Source organism: Streptomyces sp. NPDC019937 (assembly GCF_040631655.1).
GTDB lineage: Bacteria > Actinomycetota > Actinomycetes > Streptomycetales > Streptomycetaceae > Streptomyces.
Genome location: NZ_JBEYAL010000006.1, coordinates 34,975 through 57,075 on the forward strand (window position 1 = coordinate 34,975; position 22,101 = coordinate 57,075).

The 22,101-nt window shown below is 66.3% G+C and carries 14 protein-coding genes and 3 pseudogenes; 13 read left to right on the forward strand and 4 right to left on the reverse strand.

What is annotated here, in order from left to right; translation table 11 throughout:
* The first annotated feature begins 89 nt into the window (after positions 1–89).
* From fmt to ABZ562_RS07025, 7 genes and pseudogenes are all read left to right on the forward strand, one after another.
* On the forward strand, positions 90–1,022 hold the full coding sequence (fmt, locus tag ABZ562_RS06995; RefSeq protein WP_361475039.1) for a methionyl-tRNA formyltransferase: 933 nt from the start codon (positions 90–92) through the stop codon (positions 1,020–1,022).
* A 137-nt stretch (positions 1,023–1,159) separates the two neighbouring features.
* Positions 1,160–3,088, forward strand: a complete 1,929-nt coding sequence (locus ABZ562_RS07000; protein WP_361475041.1) for an ABC transporter ATP-binding protein — start codon at positions 1,160–1,162, stop codon at positions 3,086–3,088.
* A gap of 52 nt (positions 3,089–3,140) precedes the next feature.
* Positions 3,141–4,589, forward strand: a complete 1,449-nt coding sequence (locus ABZ562_RS07005) for a transcription antitermination factor NusB (RefSeq protein ID WP_361475043.1) — start codon at positions 3,141–3,143, stop codon at positions 4,587–4,589.
* A 221-nt stretch (positions 4,590–4,810) separates the two neighbouring features.
* Positions 4,811–7,864, forward strand: a complete 3,054-nt coding sequence (locus ABZ562_RS07010) for a TnsA-like heteromeric transposase endonuclease subunit (protein WP_361475045.1) — start codon at positions 4,811–4,813, stop codon at positions 7,862–7,864.
* Positions 7,861–9,009 (forward strand): TniB family NTP-binding protein, encoded by a 1,149-nt coding sequence (locus ABZ562_RS07015; RefSeq protein ID WP_361475047.1) that lies wholly within the window; start codon positions 7,861–7,863, stop codon positions 9,007–9,009. The genes ABZ562_RS07010 and ABZ562_RS07015 overlap by 4 nt, the downstream gene beginning before the upstream one ends.
* 2 nt (positions 9,010–9,011) lie before the next feature.
* Positions 9,012–9,434 (forward strand): annotated as a pseudogene (locus ABZ562_RS07020) (TniQ family protein); the annotation flags it as partial.
* A 147-nt stretch (positions 9,435–9,581) separates the two neighbouring features.
* Complete coding sequence (locus ABZ562_RS07025; RefSeq protein WP_361475551.1) at positions 9,582–11,321, forward strand: hypothetical protein; 1,740 nt, start codon at positions 9,582–9,584, stop codon at positions 11,319–11,321.
* A 7-nt stretch (positions 11,322–11,328) separates the two neighbouring features.
* Here ABZ562_RS07025 and ABZ562_RS07030 read toward each other — a convergent pair whose 3' ends face one another.
* A complete protein-coding gene (locus ABZ562_RS07030) occupies positions 11,329–11,967 on the reverse strand; it encodes a hypothetical protein (protein WP_361475049.1) in 639 nt (212 codons plus the stop codon).
* Positions 11,968–12,529: 562 nt separating this feature from the next.
* On the opposite strand from ABZ562_RS07030, the gene ABZ562_RS07035 reads away from it, so the two are divergent.
* Positions 12,530–12,793 carry a helix-turn-helix transcriptional regulator gene (locus tag ABZ562_RS07035; protein ID WP_361475051.1) on the forward strand — a complete coding sequence of 88 codons (264 nt, stop codon included), beginning with the start codon at positions 12,530–12,532 and terminating at the stop codon, positions 12,791–12,793.
* Positions 12,794–12,953: 160 nt separating this feature from the next.
* Positions 12,954–13,835, forward strand: coding sequence for a DUF6083 domain-containing protein (locus ABZ562_RS07040; RefSeq protein ID WP_361475053.1), 882 nt, complete (start codon positions 12,954–12,956; stop codon positions 13,833–13,835).
* A 150-nt stretch (positions 13,836–13,985) separates the two neighbouring features.
* On the opposite strand, the gene ABZ562_RS07045 is transcribed toward ABZ562_RS07040, so the two are convergent.
* Positions 13,986–14,288 (reverse strand): hypothetical protein, encoded by a 303-nt coding sequence (locus ABZ562_RS07045; protein ID WP_361475055.1) that lies wholly within the window; start codon positions 14,286–14,288, stop codon positions 13,986–13,988.
* A gap of 96 nt (positions 14,289–14,384) precedes the next feature.
* Between ABZ562_RS07045 and ABZ562_RS07050 the strand changes: the two genes are divergently transcribed.
* Complete coding sequence (locus ABZ562_RS07050) at positions 14,385–15,854, forward strand: UvrD-helicase domain-containing protein (RefSeq protein ID WP_361475057.1); 1,470 nt, start codon at positions 14,385–14,387, stop codon at positions 15,852–15,854.
* Positions 15,855–15,947: 93 nt separating this feature from the next.
* On the opposite strand, the pseudogene ABZ562_RS07055 reads toward ABZ562_RS07050, so the two are convergent.
* Positions 15,948–16,040: pseudogene (locus ABZ562_RS07055) on the reverse strand (DNA-binding response regulator); the annotation flags it as partial.
* 243 nt (positions 16,041–16,283) lie between these two features.
* Between ABZ562_RS07055 and ABZ562_RS07060 the strand changes: the two are divergent.
* The 3 genes and pseudogenes from ABZ562_RS07060 to ABZ562_RS07070 form a co-directional block, all read left to right on the forward strand.
* Complete coding sequence (locus ABZ562_RS07060) at positions 16,284–17,045, forward strand: hypothetical protein (RefSeq protein WP_361475059.1); 762 nt, start codon at positions 16,284–16,286, stop codon at positions 17,043–17,045.
* Positions 17,046–17,392: 347 nt separating this feature from the next.
* Positions 17,393–20,014 (forward strand): DEAD/DEAH box helicase, encoded by a 2,622-nt coding sequence (locus tag ABZ562_RS07065; protein ID WP_361475061.1) that lies wholly within the window; start codon positions 17,393–17,395, stop codon positions 20,012–20,014.
* 379 nt (positions 20,015–20,393) lie between these two features.
* Positions 20,394–20,507 (forward strand): annotated as a pseudogene (locus ABZ562_RS07070) (hypothetical protein); the annotation flags it as partial.
* 161 nt (positions 20,508–20,668) lie between these two features.
* On the opposite strand, the gene ABZ562_RS07075 reads toward ABZ562_RS07070, so the two are convergent.
* A complete protein-coding gene (locus ABZ562_RS07075; RefSeq protein ID WP_361475063.1) occupies positions 20,669–21,976 on the reverse strand; it encodes a hypothetical protein in 1,308 nt (435 codons plus the stop codon).
* Between the last annotated feature and the right edge of the window lie 125 nt (positions 21,977–22,101).

Here is a 22,101-nt window from a genome sequence, read left to right on the forward strand (position 1 = left end):
CCCCCCCGCGATCGCCGGACCATAGACTGAGGCGGCGTTTCCGCCGTTCTCCGCCCTGTACGCCCTGAATGAGAGGTAGTTCGCCACCCATGAGGCTCGTCTTCGCCGGTACCCCCGAGGTCGCCCTGCCCGCGCTGGACGCACTGATCGCGTCCGACCGGCACGAGGTGGTGGCCGTCGTGACCCGTCCCGACGCGCCCGCCGGGCGCGGCCGCCGGCTGGTGGCCAGCCCGGTCGCGGAGCGGGCCGAGGAGGCGGGCATCGAGGTGCTGAAGCCGGCCAAGCCGCGGGACGCCGATTTCCTCGCCCGGCTCACCGAGATCGCCCCGGACTGCTGCCCGGTGGTGGCCTACGGCGCGCTGCTGCCCAAGGCGGCGCTGGAGATCCCGGCGCACGGCTGGGTCAATCTGCACTTCTCGCTGCTGCCCGCGTGGCGCGGTGCGGCCCCGGTGCAGCACGCGGTGCTCGCGGGCGACGAGGTGACCGGGGCGTCGACGTTCCAGATCGAGGAGGGGCTGGACTCCGGGCCGGTGTACGGGGTGGTGACCGAGGACGTACGGCCCACCGACACCAGCGGCGATCTGCTGACCCGGCTGGCCTTCGCCGGGGCCGGGCTGCTGGCGGCGACGATGGACGGCATCGAGGACGGTTCGCTGCGGGCGGTGCCGCAGCCCGCCGAGGGCGTCTCGCTCGCCCCGAAGATCAACGTCGAGGACGCGGAGATCGACTGGTCGTCCCCCGCCCTGCGGGTCGACCGGCTGGTGCGGGGGTGCGCCCCGGCGCCGGGCGCGTGGACGACGTTCCGCGGGGAGCGGCTGAAGGTGGTCTCGGCGGCGCCGGTGGCGGACCGTACGGATCTGGCACCCGGCGCGCTCGCCGCGACCAAGAAGGCGGTCTACGTGGGCACGGGCAGCCATGCCGTGGAGCTGACCTGGGTCCGGCCGCAGGGCAAGAAGCCGATGCGCGCGGCGGACTGGGCCCGTGGGGTGCGGATCGCGGAGGGCGAGCGGCTCGGCGGCTGACACGACACGGCGCGCGGGAGCGGTCGGTCGTTGACTTGAACCTTGGTTCAAGTCCTACCGTCCTTGACACGTGCCGCCGGTCCGGACCCACCGGCGTAATCACCGTGGCGGCACCCCGAACCCTTCGGAGGTGCGCGATGAGCATGGAAGTCACCGCGTGGCATTCCCTGTACCAGGCCACACACGCCAGCGACGACCGGCGGCCCTTCTCCCGGGCGACCCTGCGCCGCATCGGGGCCTTCGCCCGCCCCCATCGCCGTCCGCTGCTGCTGTTCGTCGCCCTGAGCACGGTGGTGGCGGTGACCGCCGTCGCCACCCCGCTCCTCGCGGGCCGGGTGGTGAACGCGATCGACCGCCACGCACACCAGTCCACGGTGCTCGGTCTTGCCGGGCTGATCGCCGCGATCGCCGTGGCCGAGGCGGCGCTGGGGCTGCTGACCCGGCGGCTGTCCGCGAACATCGGGGAGGGGCTGATCCTCGATCTGCGCACCGCCGTCTTCGACCATGTGCAGCGGATGCCGGTCGCCTTCTTCACCCGCACCCGCACCGGTGCGCTGGTCAGCCGCCTGAACAACGATGTGATCGGCGCGCAGCGGGCGTTCAGCGACACCCTCTCGGGGGTGGTGAGCAACGCGGTGACGCTGCTGCTCACCTTCGTCGTGATGGTCGGCATCTCCTGGCAGATCACGCTGCTGGCACTGGTGATCCTGCCGGTCTTCCTGCTGCCCGCCCGCCGGGTCGGCCGCCGGCTCGCCAGGCTGCGGCGCGAGGCGGCGGCGCACAACGCCGCGATGGGCACCCAGATGACCGAGCGGTTCTCCGCGCCCGGCGCGACGCTGGTGAAGCTCTTCGGCCGCCCGGCCGAGGAGTCCGCCGAATTCGCCGCGCGGGCCCGCCGGGTGCGGGACATCGGCGTCCGCACGGCGATGGTCCAGGTCTCGTTCGTCACCGCGCTGACCCTCGTCTCCGCCCTGGCCCTCGCCCTCGTCTACGGCCTCGGCGGCTACTACGCGCTGCGCGGCAGCCTCGACCCCGGTGCCGTCGTCTCCCTCGCGCTGCTGCTCACCCGGCTCTACGCCCCGCTGACCGCGCTGGCCGGGGCGCGGGTGGAGGTGATGAGCGCGCTCGTCAGCTTCGAGCGGGTCTTCGAGGTGCTGGACCTGAAGCCGCTGATCACCGAGAAGCCGGACGCCCGGCGGGTCCCGGACGGGCCGGTGTCGGTGGAGTTCGACCACGTCGACTTCGGCTACCCGTCCGCCGACAAGGTGTCGCTGGCCTCCCTGGAGGAGGTCGCCCAGCTGGACACCCGCGGCGGCGTCCAGGTGCTGCACCAGGTGTCCTTCCGCGCCGAACCAGGCCAGATGGTCGCCCTGGTGGGCTCCTCGGGGGCGGGCAAGTCGACCATCGCGCAGCTGCTGCCGCGCCTGTACGACACCGACGCGGGCGCCGTCCGGATGTCCGGCGTGGACGTCCGCGACCTGACCGCCGCCTCGCTGCGCGAAACCCTCGGCATGGTCACCCAGGACGGCCACCTCTTCCACGACACCATCCGCGCCAACCTGCTGCTGGCCCGCCCCGAGGCGACCGAGGACGAGCTGTGGGAGGTGCTGCGCCGGGCCCGTCTCGACGGGCTGATCGCGTCGCTCGCGGACGGTCTCGACACCGTCGTCGGCGAACGCGGCTACCGCCTCTCCGGCGGTGAGCGCCAGCGGCTGACCATCGCCCGGCTGCTGCTGGCCCGCCCCCGGGTGGTGATCCTCGACGAGGCCACCGCCCATCTGGACTCCACCTCCGAGGCCGCCGTGCAGGAGGCGCTGGCCGAGGCGCTGGACGGGCGGACCGCGGTGGTGATCGCCCACCGGCTGTCCACCGTGCGGGCGGCCGACCTCATCCTCGTCGTGGAGGACGGCCGGATCGTGGAGCGCGGCACCCACCACGCGCTGCTCGCCGCCGAGGGGCGCTACGCGGAGCTGTACCGCACCCAGTTCGAAACCCAGGAGCCCGCGGGCCCCGGCGAGCCCGGAGACCCCGAGGAGCCGAGGGAGACGGCGGGGGTGCTCGGCTGAGCCGCGTACGCTGGGGGGCTGATCACCCCAGACCTTCCGGAGCACATTTCCCGTGAGTCCCCAGTCCGGCCCTCCCCGTCACAGCCGCCCCGGCAAGCCCTACCGCCGACCGAAGAAGGACCCCGTGCGGATCCTCGCCTTCGAGGCGCTGCGGGCCGTCGACGAACGGGACGCGTACGCCAACCTCGTCCTCCCGCCCCTGCTCCGCAAGGCGCGGGAGGACGGCGGATTCGACGCCCGGGACGCGGCGCTCGCCACCGAGCTGGTCTACGGCACCCTGCGCCACCAGGGCACCTACGACGCGATCATCGCCGAATGCGTGGACCGCCCGCTGCGCGAGGTGGACCCGCCCGTCCTCGACGTGCTGACCCTCGGTGCCCACCAGTTGCTGGGCACCCGCATCCCCACCCACGCCGCCGTCTCCGCGAGCGTCGAACTGGCCCGGGTGGTGCTCGGGGACGGGCGCGCCAAGTTCGTCAACGCCGTGCTGCGCAAGATCGCCGCCGCCGACCTCGACACCTGGCTGGAACGGGTCGCCCCGCCGTACGACGAGGACCCCGAGGACCATCTCGGCGTCGTCCACGCGCATCCGCGCTGGATCGTCTCGGCGCTGTGGGACGCGCTCGGCGGCGGCCGGGCCGGGATCGAGGACCTGCTGGAGGCCGACAACGAACGGCCCGAGGTCACCCTCGTCGCCCGCCCCGGCCGGTCCGACCCGGGCGAACTGGTCGCCGCCGTCGGCGAGGAGTCCGCGCTGCCGGGCCGCTGGTCCCCGTACGCCGTGCGGCTCACCGAGGGCGGCGAACCCGGGGCGCTGGACGCGGTCCGGGAGGGGCGCGCCGGGGTGCAGGACGAGGGCAGCCAGCTCGTCGCCCTCGCGCTGGCGAACGCCCCGCTGGACGGCCCCGACCGGCGCTGGCTGGACGGCTGCGCGGGCCCCGGCGGCAAGGCCGCGCTGCTCGGCGCGCTCGCCGCGGGGCGCGGCGCGGCCCTGCTGGCCGCCGAGAAGCAGCCGCACCGGGCCCGGCTGGTGGAGCGGGCCCTCGCCGGGAACCCCGGCCCGTACCAGGTGATCGCCGCCGACGGGACCCGCCCGCCGTGGCGGCCGGAGAGCTTCGACCGGGTGCTGGTCGACGTGCCGTGCACCGGCCTCGGCGCGCTGCGCCGCCGCCCCGAGGCGCGCTGGCGCCGCCGCCCCGAGGACCTGGCCGGGTTCGCCCCGCTCCAGCGCGGCCTGCTGCGCGAGGCCCTGGCCGCCTCACGCGTCGGCGGCGTCGTCGGCTACGCGACCTGCTCCCCGCACCCGGCCGAGACCCGCGCCGTGGTCGAGGACGTGCTGGGGGAGGCGCGCAGGGGCGAGGGGGCGACGGCCGAGTGGATCGACGCCCGCCCCCTGATGCCGGACGTCCCCGCGCTCGGCGAGGGCCCCGACGTCCAGCTGTGGCCGCATCTGCACGGCACCGACGCCATGTACCTGGCCCTGCTGCGCCGCACCGGCTGAAGGAGCTGTAGGTTCTCAAAGTGAGTGACCAATTCTCATTCCAGTTGGCCACTGTCTGGCCAACTGGCCAATGAAATGAGACGGACATTCGTTCGAGGCATCGCTCATGAGTATGAACCCTGTGGCCGCCTCTGTGTGTCTGCGTGCTCCCATGTAACCGTCAGAGGGACGGCCTGACGGCATCATGCTATGAGGCCAGCACATGAGTTGCTGGGGGACATGTGAGCATTGCGGTCGACTCTGTCTCGTTGACGGTACGCCGGAGTGACGGTGAGCTTGCGGCGGCGCCATGGCCGTATACGGACATTGAAAAAATGGAATCGTTGATTCCGTGGCGCACGTTCCGTTGGTATTACGGCCAAAAGCATTACTCGGGTTTCTACTGGTCCTCGACCATGCGTGCTCACGTGGTTTATGAATCGCGGCTGGAGCTGACGCGCCTGATCTATGCAGATTTTGCGCCCGAAGTTAGGTCGATTCATGCTCAGCCATTTTTGATTACGGCGGAGATCGACAGGGCTCAGCGACGCCATGTGCCTGACTTCTTGCTGCTTCGCGATGACTCGGTGCCTATGGTGGTGGATGTCAAACCGCGTGAGCTACTGACCCGACCGAAAGTATCCTTTTCGCTTGGGTGGGCTCGAGAGGTGGTCGAGTCCTGGGGTTGGGAGTATCAAGTATGGTGCGAACCGCCGCACGATGAGCGGGCTAATCTGCGATTCTTGGCCGGATATAGGCGCGACTGGCTGTTCCATGCGGAACTGCTGCAAGAAATGCGTAGTGCGGACCTAGATGGAGCGACCCTGGGTGATGCATTTCGATCATTCTCAAACTGGCCCAAAGAGCTTGTGCGCGCGAGCATCTTTCACCTCCTTTGGTCGCAATATATCTCCACTGACCTCAATGGGATCTTGTCCGAACGGAATTTACTGAGCAGGAAAGCGGCAACTGTTGTAGGTGCAGGGGTGAGTGTGATGCCTGATCCAATCGACGATCTAGAAGAGGATGACCGGGAAGCTGCCGTGTCCAACCACATCGATGGCTTGTGTGGCAAACGGAGAAGTGGACAGGGCGCGGCACGTGTAGGAGTGGGGGCACGGTTTCACTACGACGGTGAAGTCGTAACGGTAGTGGAGATGTTTGGCTCTTCCAGCGGAAACGAGATCCTCGTCAAGGACGGGCGCGGTCGCAGGTTCCGGCTCTCCCTAAGGGAGGTGCTGTCCTCGGGTCGTGCCCGTGTTATCGCGGAAAACCCGGGGCCCTCCCCAGAAGATCCGGGCGAAACAGCCTCGGTAACTCTTGCCTTGCTCGAGGATTCCGAGCTGGAGGTAATTCGCGAGCGGGCCGCGCACCTCAACGAGGTGCTCTACGGCTACCGCTCCGGAACGCCGGAGTTGGCGGCTCCGGAGGAACCACGGCCCCAGTACATGCCGGGTACGCCCAAGATGGACCGTTACCGAGTCAAGGCGGAGGAACTCGGAGTTAGCATGCGCACGCTCAGGCGCTGGGTCGCTGCCTTCCAAGCGGAACGTGAAGCCGCATTGGCGCGTGACTTGCCTGAGCGGTCCACCGACTCGGCGGGGGTGGGGCGGGCTGATCCCCGGTTGGTGGAAATGGCCTTGGAGATCATGGCGGAGCACGAAGATGACGCGACGCCAACCCAATCGAAGGTCATCCGAAGCATAGGCCCCCGCCTCGAAGCCCGCTACGGGAAGGGAGAGGTACCGCTTCCTAGCAGGGCGACGGCGTATCGATGGATTTCTGAGCTCGAGAAACGCCGGCCGACTTTCCGCCTCAGTGCACTGAGGAACCGTGACGTTGCTTCCCGGCCAGCTGGCGTATACGGAAAGCTGCGGCCGACGCGACCGGGTGAGTTCCTGTTGCTGGACACGAATCGGCTGGATGTCTTCGCGCTCGACCCGTTGACACTGAAGTGGGTGCAGCCGGAGTTGACCGCAGCCATGGACTGGTACGACCGCTGTATCACTGGACTGCGGCTGACTCCCGCGTCTACCAAGTCCGTTGACGTAGCCGCGACACTTTTTGAAACCTACCGTCCCCGCCCGGCGGGCAAGGATTGGCCGCGTCACGCAGTTTGGCCTGACCACGGCATTCCTCGGACAGTCCTGCTGGATCGGGATGCCATCGAGGGTCCCATGGCGGATGCCGCTGCCCGCGTCACAGGGCAGGGTTCGGCGGGGCCGGGCCTGGTTCCTGAGACGATCGTGGTGGACCACGGCAAGCCCTACGTGTCCGAGCACGTCACCAGTGTCTGCCAACGGCTGGGCATCTCCATCCAGCCGGCCCGTCTGCGTACAGGACGGGACAAGGGCCCTCTTGAGCGGTTCTTCCGGACAATTCGCGAGGGGCTGCTTGAGAACCTTCCCGGATACAAGGGACCAGACATCCACGGGAGGGGGGTGAATCCGGAAGGCGAGGCCTTCTTCTTCCTCAACGAACTGGAGGCGATCATCCGGGAGTGGGTGGCCTTGGTCTACCACCACCGTCCCCACGACGGCCTGGTCGATCCCCGGATCCCAGGACTGGAGTTGTCCCCGGCCGCAATGTTCGATCATGGGATCGCCCGCGCTGGCTACATCGAGGTCCCGCGCGATCCGGACCTCGGATTCGAGTTCCTCAAGACCGACTGGAGGTCAATCCAGCACTACGGCGTCGAAATCCGCGGCTGCCGCTACAACGGGCCGGGACTGAATGGCCTCCGCAACCAGACGAGCCCTTACACCTCACCCCGCGCCAAAGGACGCTGGCCTATTCACGTCGACCCAGACGACATCACCCGCGTCTACTTCCGCCGCCCTGATACCCGTAAGTGGTACCCGCTGGACTGGGAGCATGCTCCGGCCATGAACTTCCCGGTGAGTGAGGATGCCTTGGAGCTCGCCCGGAAGATGGCTCGGCACAAGTATCGCTATCCAGATGACGAGAACGCGCTGGCGCAGCTGCTGGAGCGCTGGAATCTCGGGCTGGGCCTGACCAGGTCCGAGCGGCGCGTTGCATTGCGTATGGCGCGTGAGCAGTCGGCTATCGACTTGCCCGCTACCGACAGCGAGGTCGCCACGCTGCCCTCCGTGGCAAAGGTAACGGCCGCGAACGTGGAAACAGCGCGGGACGAAGAGGAGCCAGAGCCCGAACCGTACGAAGGCGCCCAGCCGGGCGATGACGACGAGGACGACGAACTGGATGTTCTTGTCTGCCCGTCGGACGGCTCTGACGGCGAGGACGACTACTATGCGGATGCTCTGGAGGACGCATGACCGACGGACCGCCGCATGAAGTGCGCCTGCCGCTGGACAACCTGACGCTGTCCCGGAAGGAAGGGTTTCGCCAGCTGGCCGAGGCGCCGAAACGTATCCAGCCCGACCCGATGACTGTTCGGCAGCTCGCTCTGCTCGATGAGCCGGCACGCGCCGCTCACAACCGACTGCGGCGAGATTGGCACGCCAATCTCGGGCCGATCAAGACCCCGCAACTCGTTGCACTGCGAGACGATTTGTGGGACATCATCGACAGTAACGTACAGGATGGTGACAAGCCCAAGGGGGCAGTCGCGGTCGACGCGTTCCCAGGTCTCGGGAAGACCACCGCCGTCTTGCATTTTGCTCAGAAGTTCCATCGTCGGGAAATCGCGGAACTAGGGCGGCTGACCCAGGATGGCAATGAGCGGTGGCCGGTGTGTCGGGTGGGTCTCACCAGCAACATTGGCATGAAGGATTTCAATCGTTCCATCTTGGAGTTCTTTGCCCACCCGGCCCGTTTCCGGGGTACCTCAGCGCAGTTCCTGCAGCGGGCCCTTGACTGCGTCCTGGACTGCGAGACGCGAATTCTGATCATTGACGACCTTCATTTCCTGAAGTGGTCTGATCGGAACGGTCGAGAGGTCAGTAATCACTTCAAGCACATCGCCAATGAGTTTCCCGTAACCTTGATTTTCGTGGGTGTTGAACTGGAGGCGCGAGGTCTGTACTCGGAGATGGATGTGGGCGGGGACGTGACCCTAGCTCAGACCGCTCGTCGCACCACGCCCCTGACGATGGCGCCGTTCTCGGTGAACGACGATCAGTCTCGGAAGCAATGGCGGGGCCTGCTGCTCTGGCTGGAGAAACGCTTGGTTCTCGCGAACAAGTTTCCGGGCATGCTGGCCGATGAGCTGTCGGACTACATCTATGCCCGCACGACCGGGCACATCGGCTCGCTCATGACGCTGATCAACGGCGGTTGCCAGCGGGCAGTCCGGACCGGGGCGGAGCGGCTGGATGCCGACCTGCTCAACAGTGTCAAGATTGATGCCGCGTCAGAGCAGGCACGAAAGCAGCTTGAGGCAGGACTACGAGCCCGCAGTTGGACCTCAAAGGTCACCCTGGTCCCGTCCGCCACTGCCAAGAAGCAGGCAAGCCGTTGAATGTGGCGCGTACACTGCCGCTCCGGGTTCAGCCCGTGGATGGTGAGGCACTCGACAGTTGGCTTGAGGCGATCGCCCGCCGCAGCAGAGCACCCTTGACGCACATCACCGAGGCCCTGGGCCTCAGCGGACCGGAGAGTCGGCACTCCGCAGTGAGGCCGCCGTGGACCGTTGCACTGGCCGATGGGGAGGCGGAGCACCTCGTGATGGCCTCCGAAATAGACCGGGACATGCTGTTGAGCATGACGCTGGCTCGATGGCACGGGAGGGCACTCTTCATCGATTGGGATCGCCGTCGCGTCGACAAGAGACGGCTCTGGGGCCGCGCATGCGGTTCCCGCTACTGCCCGGAGTGTCTGAGGGAATCTGGTGGACGCTGGCAGTTGTCGTGGCGCCTGAGCTTCACTTTCGCCTGTACGCGCCATCACCTGCTGCTCGTGGATGCCTGCCCCTCTTGCGGAGAGATTCCGCGCAGCAGAAACATCTACTCCGGCACCGCGCCTGTACCAGGAGTCTGTCCGAGTAAATTGAGGAACGCCCCATCAGTACGATGCGGATACAACCTAGGTGAGGTGGCTACCCCTCAACTGGAGGCTGATGGGCTGATTCTTCTAGCACAGCAGAAACTCACCGGACTCGTCGAGGGAGAAGCACCAAATACGACGGACTTCGCAGGCGTCTATGGCCGCAACCCTGTCCCAATCGCGCGTGTATTGGCAGATTTGAGAACGCTTGCCTCCCGTGTGCTGGCGCTTGCGCAGGACGATGATTTGGCCCGTTGGGGTCCCACCGACCTTGTGCGCCGCTGCAATTTCTACCGTGAAGCCCCGCTGACTACTTACCGCGGCCGCAGGGAAGCACACACTCGCGGATCGTGGGTAGCGCCCACTGATGCCGCGGCAACCGGCCTGGCGCTGACGGCAGCGCTCGACAGTCTGAATGGTCCTGAGCCTGACACTGTCATCGACCGGATCGCCTGGCTCACTGATCGACTGCAGGAGCGGGGGGAGAGCGCTGCGCACTGCGACATTGATAAATGGAGTGCGGAAATCTCCCCGGACCTTGTCACCATTGTTCTGGGCGCCGTGCACCGTAGTCAGGGGCGCAGGGCGGTACGACTGCACTACCGGACGACGACAGGCCGGCCGCAGCGACCATCGAAGGGACTCGCCGTGCCGCGCGCACGTGCACAGAAGATGCCCGCCAGCCTGTGGGACAACTGGGCGTTGCAGATGATGCCCCTCAACGCTGGCGGAAACCTCCGTTGGGCCACCGTTCAGCAAGCCCTCGCGGTCAGTGTTCTCCAGGTCGGGACGTGGATTAACCTGCCGCAGGCCCAGCAGTTACTCGGTACTGATCTCAGCCGCAAGACTCTGTCCCGCACACTGGAAACCCTTCATGCCCACGAGGCCAGCGTGGAAATCCTGCGGGCCGTGACCATGCTGGCCGACGTCCTCGATCAATCAGGGTCCCCGATCGACTACGCACGTCGACGCGAAGTCTTCGGACGGCGGAGGGAGTTCATCGATCCTGAAGAATGGGCTGGGATCCGGAGACATGCCGGGCCCGTGCACGATGGGCAGGCCTATGTTCAGCAGGCGAATCGATGGATTTATCAACGCCTCACCGGAAATCCCATCCGGCAGTTTCCTCCGCCGTCCTGCCTCGATCCACTTGACACAGCAAAGAAATACCCACAATTCCTATTTGGACTGGATCCAGTCGAAATCGATGGGCTGGCCAAGATCGGCCGACAAGTGTTGTCCGCCGAAAGGATTGTAGAGCCTTTTGCCTGGGAGCCAGACATCCCGCATGCTGTGGCCGTTGACGTCAGACTACCCGGCGTCGTACGTGAAAGTATCCATCATTCAAAAGTTCACGATGTGATACTTGAAGGAGCCTTGAGTGCATCGGCGGTGGCCAGAAAGCTGAAAACGATCCCAGCCCATGTGCGATGCATCCTGGAAAGGCAACCGCTCAACAGGAGAAGCCCATTCGTGCAGCGCAACGAGAAATGGCGTCAATTGTATCTCGACGGACTCTCCGCAACTCAAATCAGTCAGGTGGCGGGCGGAAGCAGCACGAGCATCCTCAAGGAGCTAAGGCGTATGGGGGTAGAGATCCGTTCCAGGGCTCCGGAACGTGTGTATGGGCACCTGATTCAGGAGGTAATCCATCGGTACAGCCACCTCGGCGAGTCCCTTCAAGATATCGCCGATACGACAGGAATGTGCCGTGCCACAGTACGCAACATCCTGATGCGCGAAGGCGTACCACGTCGGCCGTGTGGCCGACGCCCTCAGGCGACTTGATGCATATTCACAAAATCTCGCTACCAGAGTGGTGATAGCAGCCGTTTGGTCCGATGTGCCAGCTCAGCTCTCCATCTTCCCGTACCGCCTGCCAGGTGGTGAGAACCCTGGCAGTTACCAGCTGATTCAGCAGAGGTGGAAGCGCGGCGATGGGAGACCCGCACTCCCGCGCCATCTGGTCCATCTCCGTTGTTCCCTGTCCGGTTCCTCGGTCGGTCCAGGCGATGGCGAAAAGGGCGGCGAGTTGAAGCGGCGGGGTCGATCCGGTGCGAGCAGGGCAGAGGCCGCGCATTGCCCAGTCAGCGGCACGGAGCCGGTCGGGTCGCGCGGGGTGCTGTGTGAGTAGACCCGCGTCGAGGATCTGAACCACCACCGCGCGCTCATCGGACGGCAGTGTGCGGATCAGCCCCGCGCCGCGCAGTTCACACCATGCGCCCGCAGCCGTTTCGAGGCGCAGGCTGCGCAGCACCCCGAAGCTGAGCCTGGCTTGAGCCGAGATATTCATGCGCAGTGCGCACTGGAGGGCGAGCATTCGTGCACCGGCACTCGTCTCGGCAGGCAGCGCAGCGGCGAAGTAGTTGAGCATCTCGCGGACCCGGGTCTGGCTGTCGGGTTCTTTCGGGTGTCGCCTGCGCCGCACGTTCACGTGTCCAGGGGACGCCGCGGCGGCGCCCAGGACCGTATCGGGAACGACGGCGGACTGGGAAGTGGACGCCGCACACGCGGTGCAAGCGTCGGTCAGGCGCCACAAGCGTCCACCCTGCTCCCGGACCAGAAGGAGCCGGATCGGGCCGTGGCAACCGCGGTGGCGGGGATGCCAGCTGCAGCCCCGCTCGTGACATTGGCAGATCCGCAGATGGGCAGGGAGCGGGTCTCGGCGAGCGTGCAGGGCCAAATGGGCCAATAGCTCTGTTCGAGCCGCGGAGCCGGCGAGTTGTCCCCCGTTGTGCGTGCACTGATGGCATACGAGGACCGGTCCGCCGGGCTCCGGTCGCAGTTCAACCGTCCAGGTCCGCCGGACTCCGGAACGCGCAAGACAGAGCCTCATGGCGGGCGTCTACCTCCCGTTATTCGCTGTGCCGCCCTCTGTCGGGCTGGAGCGCGCACACGCTAGTGCAGAGCTCTGCCCTTGAGTATGGGATGCCGCAGGCGAAATGGGGCAGAGGTCTGCACTGACAGGGCAGGTGTCTGCACCGTCGGATGGTCAGGTGACGATCTTCCCGCCCGACCCCGACTTCGAGGCCTTGCGTCTGGAACTCTCGCGGCTGCGGGCGGAGCATGGGTGGACGTATGACGAGCTGGCGGACCGCAGCGGCCTGGCCAGACGGACACTCATCGAGATCGAGCAAGGGCGCACAATCGGCACCCTCAAGACGTGGCATGCCCTCGCTCATGCGCTGAGCACTCCGCTTGACCAGCTGTTCGGCACCCTGTGTGGCGACCACGAGCCTCCCGGGCGGAACAAGGCCTGAGAGCCCACCCAGGCTCTACGGGGCGATCACCCAAACCGGCGACGGCATACGAAGGCATGAGCGGCCAATCGAATGTGCGTCGTAGCGATTGCGGCCATCCGGGGGATCAGCCCCGCCCGGCCGCAGGCCGTGCGGCGTGTCGCCTGACACCTTCGGGCGCATGCACTCCTCTCCACCGTTTCGTCGTTATGGGGACGGCAGCCCCATCATCAGCCGCCGCTCCCGTCCGCTGTGCGTCGCTCCCGACAGCCCGTCCCGGCTCCTCCGCTGCGCCCAGCGAAGCCGCTGCCGTGAATGCGGCAACCCCGTCGAGTGGTACCACCGGGTTGACGACCGCTCTGTCCGCCTGCATCCACACGAGCTGCCAGTGGCTGACGTGCCCGTCGGCTATCACTGGCACGTCAGCTCCGGCTTGGCGCATCACGCCGGGGATGGCAGCCCCTGGTGTCGGCTGGCCCATGGTGTGGTGTGCCCCGCTCACGCGGCCGATGCCGCCAATGCCCCCGAACTGACCAGGCTGCGTCGGGTGCTAGCGGTGAACACGCGTCGTCTGACCGAGGCCGGCGTGTTCACGCCGAATGCACCGACACGTGCGACGCAACAGCCGGACGATGCCTGTCGGCCTGCCAGACCCGTCGTCCAACTCCTCTACGTCCGCTACCTCGCCGCACGCCCTGTGGACGAGATCCAGTGCGTGGCCCAGACACTGCGCCGTGACCGATGCACCCACACGGTGCTCACGTCGGACCGCCTGGCGGGGCTCTGGAAGCTGGTTCCGGCAACGTCCGCCCGCGGCCAACTGGCTGTGTCCGCTGATGTGATGGCGTTGTACGACCTGTCCTTTCTCCCTTACGCCGAGCAGTTGCGCTGGCGCAGGCAGCTGCCCTCAGCACGCGGCCGCGCCGACCGCAGCGGACCCGGCCCTGACCGAGCGGGTACCCTTCGATCCGCTCATCCACCACGCGCACGCGCACCCTCGTCTTCCCACTCACATTCGTCGGCCACACGATGGCGGCCATCCGCGGAAGCGCCACAGCGGTGAGAAGGCAACATGCTGTAGAGATCATCCTGGTCAGGCCGGTCACCAGGGCAGAGCTTCACAGAGCCTGCCGAGCCGTATTGCTCGCGGCCAACGCCGATCGCACCTGCCTCAACCGTGCGGCGGGCCAAGTCACCGAGACATGCACTGCGGTCACTTCGCCGGGAACTCGATCGGCTGCTTCCCATCGATGTCCTGACGACCCACTACCCAGATACGTCGGACCACACCCTGCTCAACGTAGCCCTCCCTCCGGCCGTACGCTCGGCAATCGGCCAGGCCGCAGCAGCTCACGGGCAGGCTCCCCACGACTTCCTGGCTCGGACTGTCGTAGCCGCCGTTGAACGGGACGAACCGTTGCGTGCTCGGCAATTGACCGAGCAACTCCAACGTCTCCTTGCCGACAACGCGTTTGAAGAGGTACTTGCCTGCGCGGCCCGTCTCTTGCTCAACCATCGGCGCTCGGCTCCACCTGCTTCGCACAACGCGGATCGTCAGCGTCCAAATCCCGGCGACACGACCCCCTGATCCCTCCCCACATCGGAGTCTTTGTTGCACACGCCCACAGACGAACAGGCCCACGCCATCGACACCTTCCGTGACGGCCACCATTTGGTGTTGCAGGCCGGCGCAGGGACTGGCAAGACGAGCACATTGGGCATGCTTGCCGCGAGTACCGCACGCCATGGCCGCTACCTCGCGTTCAACAAGGACATCGCCAACGACGCTGCCAGCCGATTCCCACGCTCGGTCCTGTGCAAGACCGCGCATGCCACGGCCTATGCGGCGATCGGCTACCGCTTCGCTCACCGTCTCAACAGTCCTCGACGGCCTGCCTGGCGGATCGGGCAGGCTCTCGGCATCACATCCTCTGTCCGTATCGGTGATCACGAGATCAGCCCCAGGGTTCAGTCCCAGACCGTGTTGAGCACGCTCGCCCGCTTCTGCCAGTCCGCTGACAGGTTCCCGGCATCGCACCATGTTCCGATGCTGCGGAGGCTCGGAACACCGGACGAACGAGCTCAACTTGCCGAGACTGTCCTGCCGTTCGTCGAGAAGGCATGGAAAGACCTGCAGAATCCCGAGGACGGCGCGGTCCGTTTCGATCACGACCACTACCTGAAGCTATGGGCCCTGACCGAACCGAAGATCGAGGCCGACTTCCTTCTCCTCGACGAGGCCCAGGACACCAACCCCGTCCTTGAACAGGTGTTCGCCGCTCAACGCGGCCATGCTCAGCTGGTGATGGTCGGTGACTCCGCCCAGGCCATCTACGGGTGGCGAGGTGCCCGGGACGTGATGACGGGCTTCGACGCCACCCACCTCACTCTGACGCGTTCCTTCCGATTCGGCCCCCTCCTCGCCGAACAGGCCAACCAGTGGCTTGCGCTTACGGACGCGCCGATCCGGCTGACTGGTACCGACACGATTCCCACGAAAGTCGGTCTGGTCACTTCTCCGGATGCGGTGCTGTGCCGGACCAACATCGGCGCCATGACCGAAGTCATGCGGCAGCTGGGTGCCGGACGTCGGGTGGCTCTGACCCGAGGCGGGCAGACGCTGAGCACACTGGCGCTCGCCGCCCGCGACCTTAAGGAGGGCCGACGTACGGGCCACCCTGAACTCGTGCTCTTCGCTTCCTGGGGTGAGCTGCAGGACTATGCGGAGCACGATCCCGCAGGACGAGACCTCCAGCCGTTCGTGCAGCTTGTCGACACTCACGGACCCGAAGCCATCGTTGCCGCCGTCGACGCACTGATCGACGAAACTAAGGCCGAGGTCACTGTTTCCACCGCCCACAAGGCAAAAGGTAGGGAGTGGCCCAAGGTCAGAATCGCAGACGACTTCCCCCCACCGCCGGACAGCGACCAGCAGGACGACAGCGGTCGCCCGATTCCGGAACCCGTGAGCGATACGGACGCCCGGCTCGCCTATGTGGCCGTCACTCGCGCCCGGCGCCACCTGGACCTCGGCGGCCTCGAATGGATCGAGGCCTATCCGACTGCTGCCAATGGCGTGTGACCAGGCCGATCACCTCGAAGCACGCACGACCGACGACTTGATAATCGCTCTGCGTGCGGCGGGGGCGGCGAGCAGATTCTTGCTGCACATGGGTCAGCCGTGAGGGTGCGGCTTGACCAGGCCGCTCCAGTACGCGATGACGACGAGCTGGGCGCAGCCGCGGGCGTTCAGTTTGGTCATGGCGCGGTCGGAAGCGCGCGAGTTCGCGGATTCTGGTATGGGCCAACCGCTGAACTCGCGCGTCCTCGCCGGGTTGAAGACAGGAACGAGGGCGGGTTCGTCTATGCCTGCAGGGGATGGGTCTCCTGCGAGAGCCGTGGAGATCGGCGGCGTGCGGCGGCGGTGGCTGTTCAGGGTGCAATGCGTGCGGCGGCCACGGGGAGCCGCTGCACCTGGAGGCGGAGCGCCAGAGTTCGGCATGATGTGCCGGTGGACATGTGGAGGTACTTCGAGAAGAACCCCGAGATAGCCGCTGCCCTGGTGGCGGCCATCGCCGTCATCGCTGGCGTGGTCGGTGCGAAGATACAGGCGAATGGCGGTAGGGCTCAGGCGGCAGCAGCTCGTGAGGCGGCGGAGATCGCGGCGGAGGCTCAGCGTGTGGCGGCGCTGTGGACCGTCCGTCAGAAGCAGGTCGCCGAGTTGATGCGGAGCGCCAACAGCCTGTATCAGAAGTGCAGCCGCCTATGGAACGTTGAAAACGAGGAGCTAGCGGATCAAATAGGTGAGACCTCCGAGGAGATGTCCTTGCTGTGGGCGGAGGTGCGTCTCATCGTCACGAAGGACGTCGCTGAGGCAGCGGGCGAGCTGACGCACGCTGCGACCAACTTTGAAGTTACGACTCACCATTACGCCCCCGTCCTGCATGCCAGGCAGGCACTGGCTCGGCTCACCATCGATGGTGACGACCGAGCAGCCGAGATAGCCCGGATCCTTGGATGGGGTGAAGGAGACCCAAGCCGGTCGGAGGCGCTCAGTAATCTCGTGCCAGGGCTGTCTGACGAGCACGCCTATTACCTGGTTGCCAACCATGACAAGTCGGATGACTACATCCGAAACCTGCGGTCCAGTGACATGCGGAAGTTCTACACAGCTCTGAATACACTGGTTCACGAGGCTCGCACCATGCTGCGGTCCGAGGACGACGTCACCCCGGTCCCCCCTCAGTGTCGCTGGTGGCGGCGAGCGGCGTAGTCCCGCCCGGAGCCTCGCGCGTTCGGCATGATGTGCCGTTACCGTCGCCCGCGAAATGCGGAGGGCCGAGGACGGCATCGCCCCGGCAGCTCCAGCGCCCCCGCAGCGCCACCGATGGCGGCTGGAGTACTAGCCGGACTTCGCTGCTGCGACGAGCGAGTAGCGGGACATGCCAGGGCCGGTGGAAGCACCGCCAGCCGCCTCGCTGGTGCTGGCCTCAATTTGGCCCATGTTGGGCTGAAGCACGGGCACTCGCCGGTGTGCTGCGAGATACTCCAACTCCCCTGGTCGCAGGCGAGTTCTACGCGTTCAGGCCCACTTACCTAATCGGAAGGATCGGAGACTTCGTGGCATTTCAGCGCCGGAGTGGCAGCGGCCCAGTCACCCAAGCTGATGACCCTGAGCAGCTGTATCGGCTGCTGGCCCGGTCAAATAACGGACCGGACTCGGTTTGGGGCCACCAGTCAAAAGTCCTGGAGAGGTGGCACGCCGAGCACTACTCCGAAGCGGATGTGGCAATTGAGCTTCCAACAGGCGCGGGGAAGACGCTGGTCGGAGGGATGATCGGTGAGTTCCTCCGGCGCAGGGAGGGAAGCCGGGTCGCCTACCTTTGCCCCACCAAGCAGCTTGCCCGGCAAACAGCCAGCAGGCTCGCTGACTACGGAATCCCGCAGGTTCTGCTCACCGGACGGGTTGCGACTTGGAATCAGGCCGACCGAGCCCACTTTGACTCCGGGCGTGCCGTCGCGGTCAGCGTCTACAGCCACGTCTTCAACTCCAACCCAGCGTTGTCGGGTGCAGACCTGTTGGTCTTGGATGATGCCCACGCCGCGGAGGGCTACGTTGCTGGGCCGTGGAGCCTGGAGATCTCCCGTTTCCATCACGAGAGCGCCTACAAAGACGTGCTGTCGACACTCTCGTCAGCGCTGGACCCTTTGGTCTACAAGCGGCTCGTTACCCCCACGCCGGACAGCCAGTACCTGTCCAGTGTCTACCTCGCTTCGCCGCTCGGCGTTGCCGCCCAGTCCGCCGAACTCGAAACGGCGCTGAGCAACGCTGTAGCGATGGGAAAGGTCAGCGAGGACGCAGCCCATGCATGGCGGTTCATCGAGGGCAGGGCGGCCAGGTGCATGGTCTATATCTCGTACAACCACGTCCTGATCCGACCATTGATCGCGCCCACCTTCCAGCACCCCGCGTTCAGCGAACCCAGCCGAAGGCTCTACATGAGCGCGACTCTGGGCGCCGGCGGTGAACTGGAGCGCAGCTTCGGCCGGCGGAAGATCAAGCGGATCCCCGTCCCGGCAGGATGGGACAAAGAAGGTACTGGCCGTCGGTTCTTCGCCTTCCCTGAGCTGGCCGAAGACCTCGCCTCAGACAACCAGAAGCTCGCCCCCTTTGTCGCTGGCGTCATCGCCAAGGCAGGCCGCGCCGTCGTCTTGACGCCGGACAGCCGCACCGCCGACACCTTCCGGGAACGCTTCCTCCCGGCCGACTACCTCACCCTCAATGCCAAAGAGGTTGAGGACGACCTGACTCGGTTCACCGCCCAGCCGGCCGCAGCCCTCGTATTGAACAACCGCTACGACGGCATTGACCTCCCCGATGATCAATGCCGACTGGTCGTCCTGGTCGGGTTGCCCGCCAAGGGAGATCTCCAAGAGCGTTTCCTCCATGGCTCTTTGGGTGCCGTGGAAGTCCTCCAAGAACGAATGCGAGCCCGGATCCAGCAAGGCAGCGGTCGAGCAACGCGGAACCTTCGTGACCACGCCGCCGTGCTGATACTGGGGAGGGATCTGACCTCGTACCTGACACGCCGTGAGACTCAGGCGGCCATGCACCCCGAGATCCATGCAGAACTCGAATTCGGGGTCGACACCAGTCTGGGCTTCTCTTCGACCGCGATGCTGGAGAATCTCGGCGTTTTCACCGAGCACGCGGAAGCATGGGCGGCCGTGGACGACGACATCGTCGCCGCTCGCGAAATATACAGTCGCGCCGAGGCTCCCGGCGTAGCTGATCTGCAGCGGGCAGTGCGACACGAGATCGTTGCCGCCGAAGCCATCTGGTCAGGCGATCAGTACTTCGCGCTCGATGCCATCAGGAGCGTCCTGGACAAGCTCCGCGGCGACCGCACGCCGAAACGATACGGGGCGCTGTGGAGCTACCTGGGGTTCAGCATCGCTCGCCAGCTCGCGGACAAGACCGGCGATCCCAGCTTCCGAGAATCGGCGGACATCTACCACCGGGAGACCTGGAAGAACAGCCAGGGCACTACCTGGCTGTCGCACCTTGCGGCCCCGGCCGAGCGCGACGCCGCGCCCCAGCCACCCGCACTCGCCCTCACGGACGAAGTCGCCATGCGTAATGTCCGTGCAGCCACGGATCTGGCTCGCGTCGAAGCCTTCGAGGACGTCCTCAGCGCGCGGGTCGGGCTGGAAGGCACCGAATACACGGCGTACGAAGCAGGACTTGTTCACCTCGGCAGGCTGGCCGGCGCGCAGCCCAGCTACGGCAACGAAGGCGACGAAGGCGACGCCCTCCCGGATGCTGTGTGGATCTTCAACGAGGCCCAGTGGGTTGTATGGGAGGCTAAGAGCCAGGCGAAGAACACCGGGCAGATTGGTGCTGACCAGGTCCGGCAAGCCGGCGCGCACCTGCGAACAGCAGAGAAAGAACAAGAAAAGGCCGCGCCAGGCGACTCGGTGTGTCTGCTCGCATCGCCCAAGAACAAGGTACATTCCAGCGCGTACGCGGTCGCCGAGGAGAACGTCTACTGGGTTCGCCCGCCTGAAGTCCTAGACCTTTTCGACCGCCTAACCCGTGCCTGGCAGACAGCTCGCGCACGGGGATTGGCGACGCTCTCAATTCCCGAGCTGGCATCCATTTTCAAAGCCGAGCAGGCCCTGCCTTCCCAGTGGCTGCCTGCACTGAGAAGTCACCCGCTTTGGAAGGGCCCCGCGTCATGAAACCATTCGTGTTCCAGCATGCACAGAATATGTGGCGCGAGGGCGAGACCTTGCTCCACGTCTACATCTGCCATCGCGAGCAAGACCGCGAGCTGACCGCGCTCGTCACGCGCGCGCACGACACGTTGAAGGACTTCCCGATCACGCCGGTTGCGCTTCCCTGGCTGCACATCACTGTCGACCAGATCACCGACAGCGTCGGAGCGGACATCTCACCGGCCGAACGCGACGTTTTGGTCGCAGTGTTGGGTAAGCGCCTCGCGAACATCGAGCCGTTCGACATCATGATCGGCTCGCTCATGTCGTACGCGACCGGAGTGATTGCCGGCGTCCACCCGACGAGCCCCTCAACGAACTCCACACCACCGTCCGCGCCCCGATCCAGGCCGTACGCGGGCCCGCTGCGACGGGCTACCCCACCAAAGTCCCGCACCTCACGCTCGCGTACGCGGCCGACGAATGCGACTCCGACCAGGTCCAGAGGAAGCTGCGCAACGGAGTACGCCCGGGACACGCCCCCATGAGGGTCGCCGCCGTTCACCTCGTGGACGTCACCGCGGACGCCCAGGCCAAGACGATCACATGGGACCACGTCGCGACGATCCCGCTCGGTGCGGGAAGCTGAGGTCGCCGTTCAGTTCGCCGGGTGTGTGCCTACCGGTCGCGCGGCGACGTCGGCCGCGTAAGCCGCCCAGTCCCCGCCACTGGAATCCTGCCACTGCACGGCAACCGAGCGGTGGATGCCCAGCATGCGTGCCAGGATCGCCGCCGGGACCTGAGGGGCCAGCGTGAACAGGGCAGTGCCCCGGTCCTGGCGCGGGTTGATGCCCAGTGCCCGGAGTCGCACGACGAGTTGGTCACTGCTGAGCGGCTGGCCGGACAGCCGACCGGGAAAGAGCCAGGTCCCTGTGCATCCACGAGCGTGTGACCGCGCCGACCGGCGATCAGTTTCTCCATCAAGCCGTCGAGAGGCTCGGGCAGGACGATCGGGCGGTCCCCGAGCAGGATCTTCGGCTTGTCGCCGTCGCGCTGGACATGGTCGACGGTGAGGTGGCGAATGGTGTTGACGTGCTGGGCGTAGAGCAGCAGAAGCAGGCCGGCGACCCAGTCAGCGGTCGGCGCGTCACCCTCGTGCAGGAGCCGGCGCGCGACCTCCCACCGTCGGTCCTCATCGTGCGGCCCGCTGGGGCCCGCCCACCGGGTGGCGGGAGAGGTGAGGTCGTGGGCGTGGCGGTGAGCCACGGCCCGGCGCACGAAGTGCGCTGTACGCGAGGGGTAAGTGGCGCGGTGGGCCATGAAGTCGTCCACGTCGCTCTGAGTGCACGCGTCCAGCAGGACGCCGCGCCCCGCCAGGTCGTCGAGGAATTGGATGGTGGCGTTGATGTGGATGCGGAGGTTCTGGTCCTGGTCGACCGTCAGCTGTCGTCCGCGCACGCGCTGCCGTAGCCGGCGAAGGTGGTGCCAGATCGCGTATCCGTGCAGGACCCGCCGCTCCGGGAGGTCCCTACGCCCGGCCAGTTTCTGGTTGATCCAGCTCTCCAGGTTGGCAAGACGCTGATCGCGGGTAGGGAGCGCACCGGTGGCCATCAGAAGGCCGCGCAGGTAGTTGAGGGTCTTGCCCGCCGGTAGGTCGTCGAGCAGAGCGTGGGTGACCGGGCGCGGGTCCTTGCCCAGCGCCGTCAACAGCTCATGGACCTTCGGCTTCGTCAGCCAGACCATGGCGTGGTCGGGGCGCTCCACGGCCACCAGGGCGCGCCGGAACGGCTCAAGTTCTTCCGCGACGGCGGCGCCGCCTCCGAGCAGCTCGGCGAGTTTCAGGTCGCCCCGGCACCACTGGCAGGGCTCGGTGCCGAACTGCCATGTCTTCTCGCAGCGAGGACAGCGGTCCCAGAAGTCAGGATCCGGGTTCAGATACTGAGCGCAGAGCGGGGCATCGAGCGTTCCTCCCTTGAGCGGCGCCACCGTCTCGCACGATGTGCACCGAATGTGCCGGACTCGGCAGTTGCAGCACCACGGCTTCCCGGTCGCCCGCGAGGTAGCGCACCAGGTGAGCTGCCCGCAGACGCTGCACTCCTGGTCCTCCCGCG

Excerpts from the sequence above, each read along its gene's own strand:
- ABZ562_RS07040 (WP_361475053.1), top strand. The coding sequence starts at position 12,954 with ATGCACTCCTCTCCACCGTTTCGTCGTTATGGGGACGGCAGCCCCATC.
- ABZ562_RS07000 (WP_361475041.1), top strand. The coding sequence starts at position 1,160 with ATGAGCATGGAAGTCACCGCGTGGCATTCCCTGTACCAGGCCACACAC.
- ABZ562_RS07015 (WP_361475047.1), top strand. The coding sequence starts at position 7,861 with ATGACCGACGGACCGCCGCATGAAGTGCGCCTGCCGCTGGACAACCTG.
- fmt (WP_361475039.1), top strand. The coding sequence starts at position 90 with ATGAGGCTCGTCTTCGCCGGTACCCCCGAGGTCGCCCTGCCCGCGCTG.
- ABZ562_RS07045 (WP_361475055.1), bottom strand. The coding sequence starts at position 14,288 with ATGGTTGAGCAAGAGACGGGCCGCGCAGGCAAGTACCTCTTCAAACGC.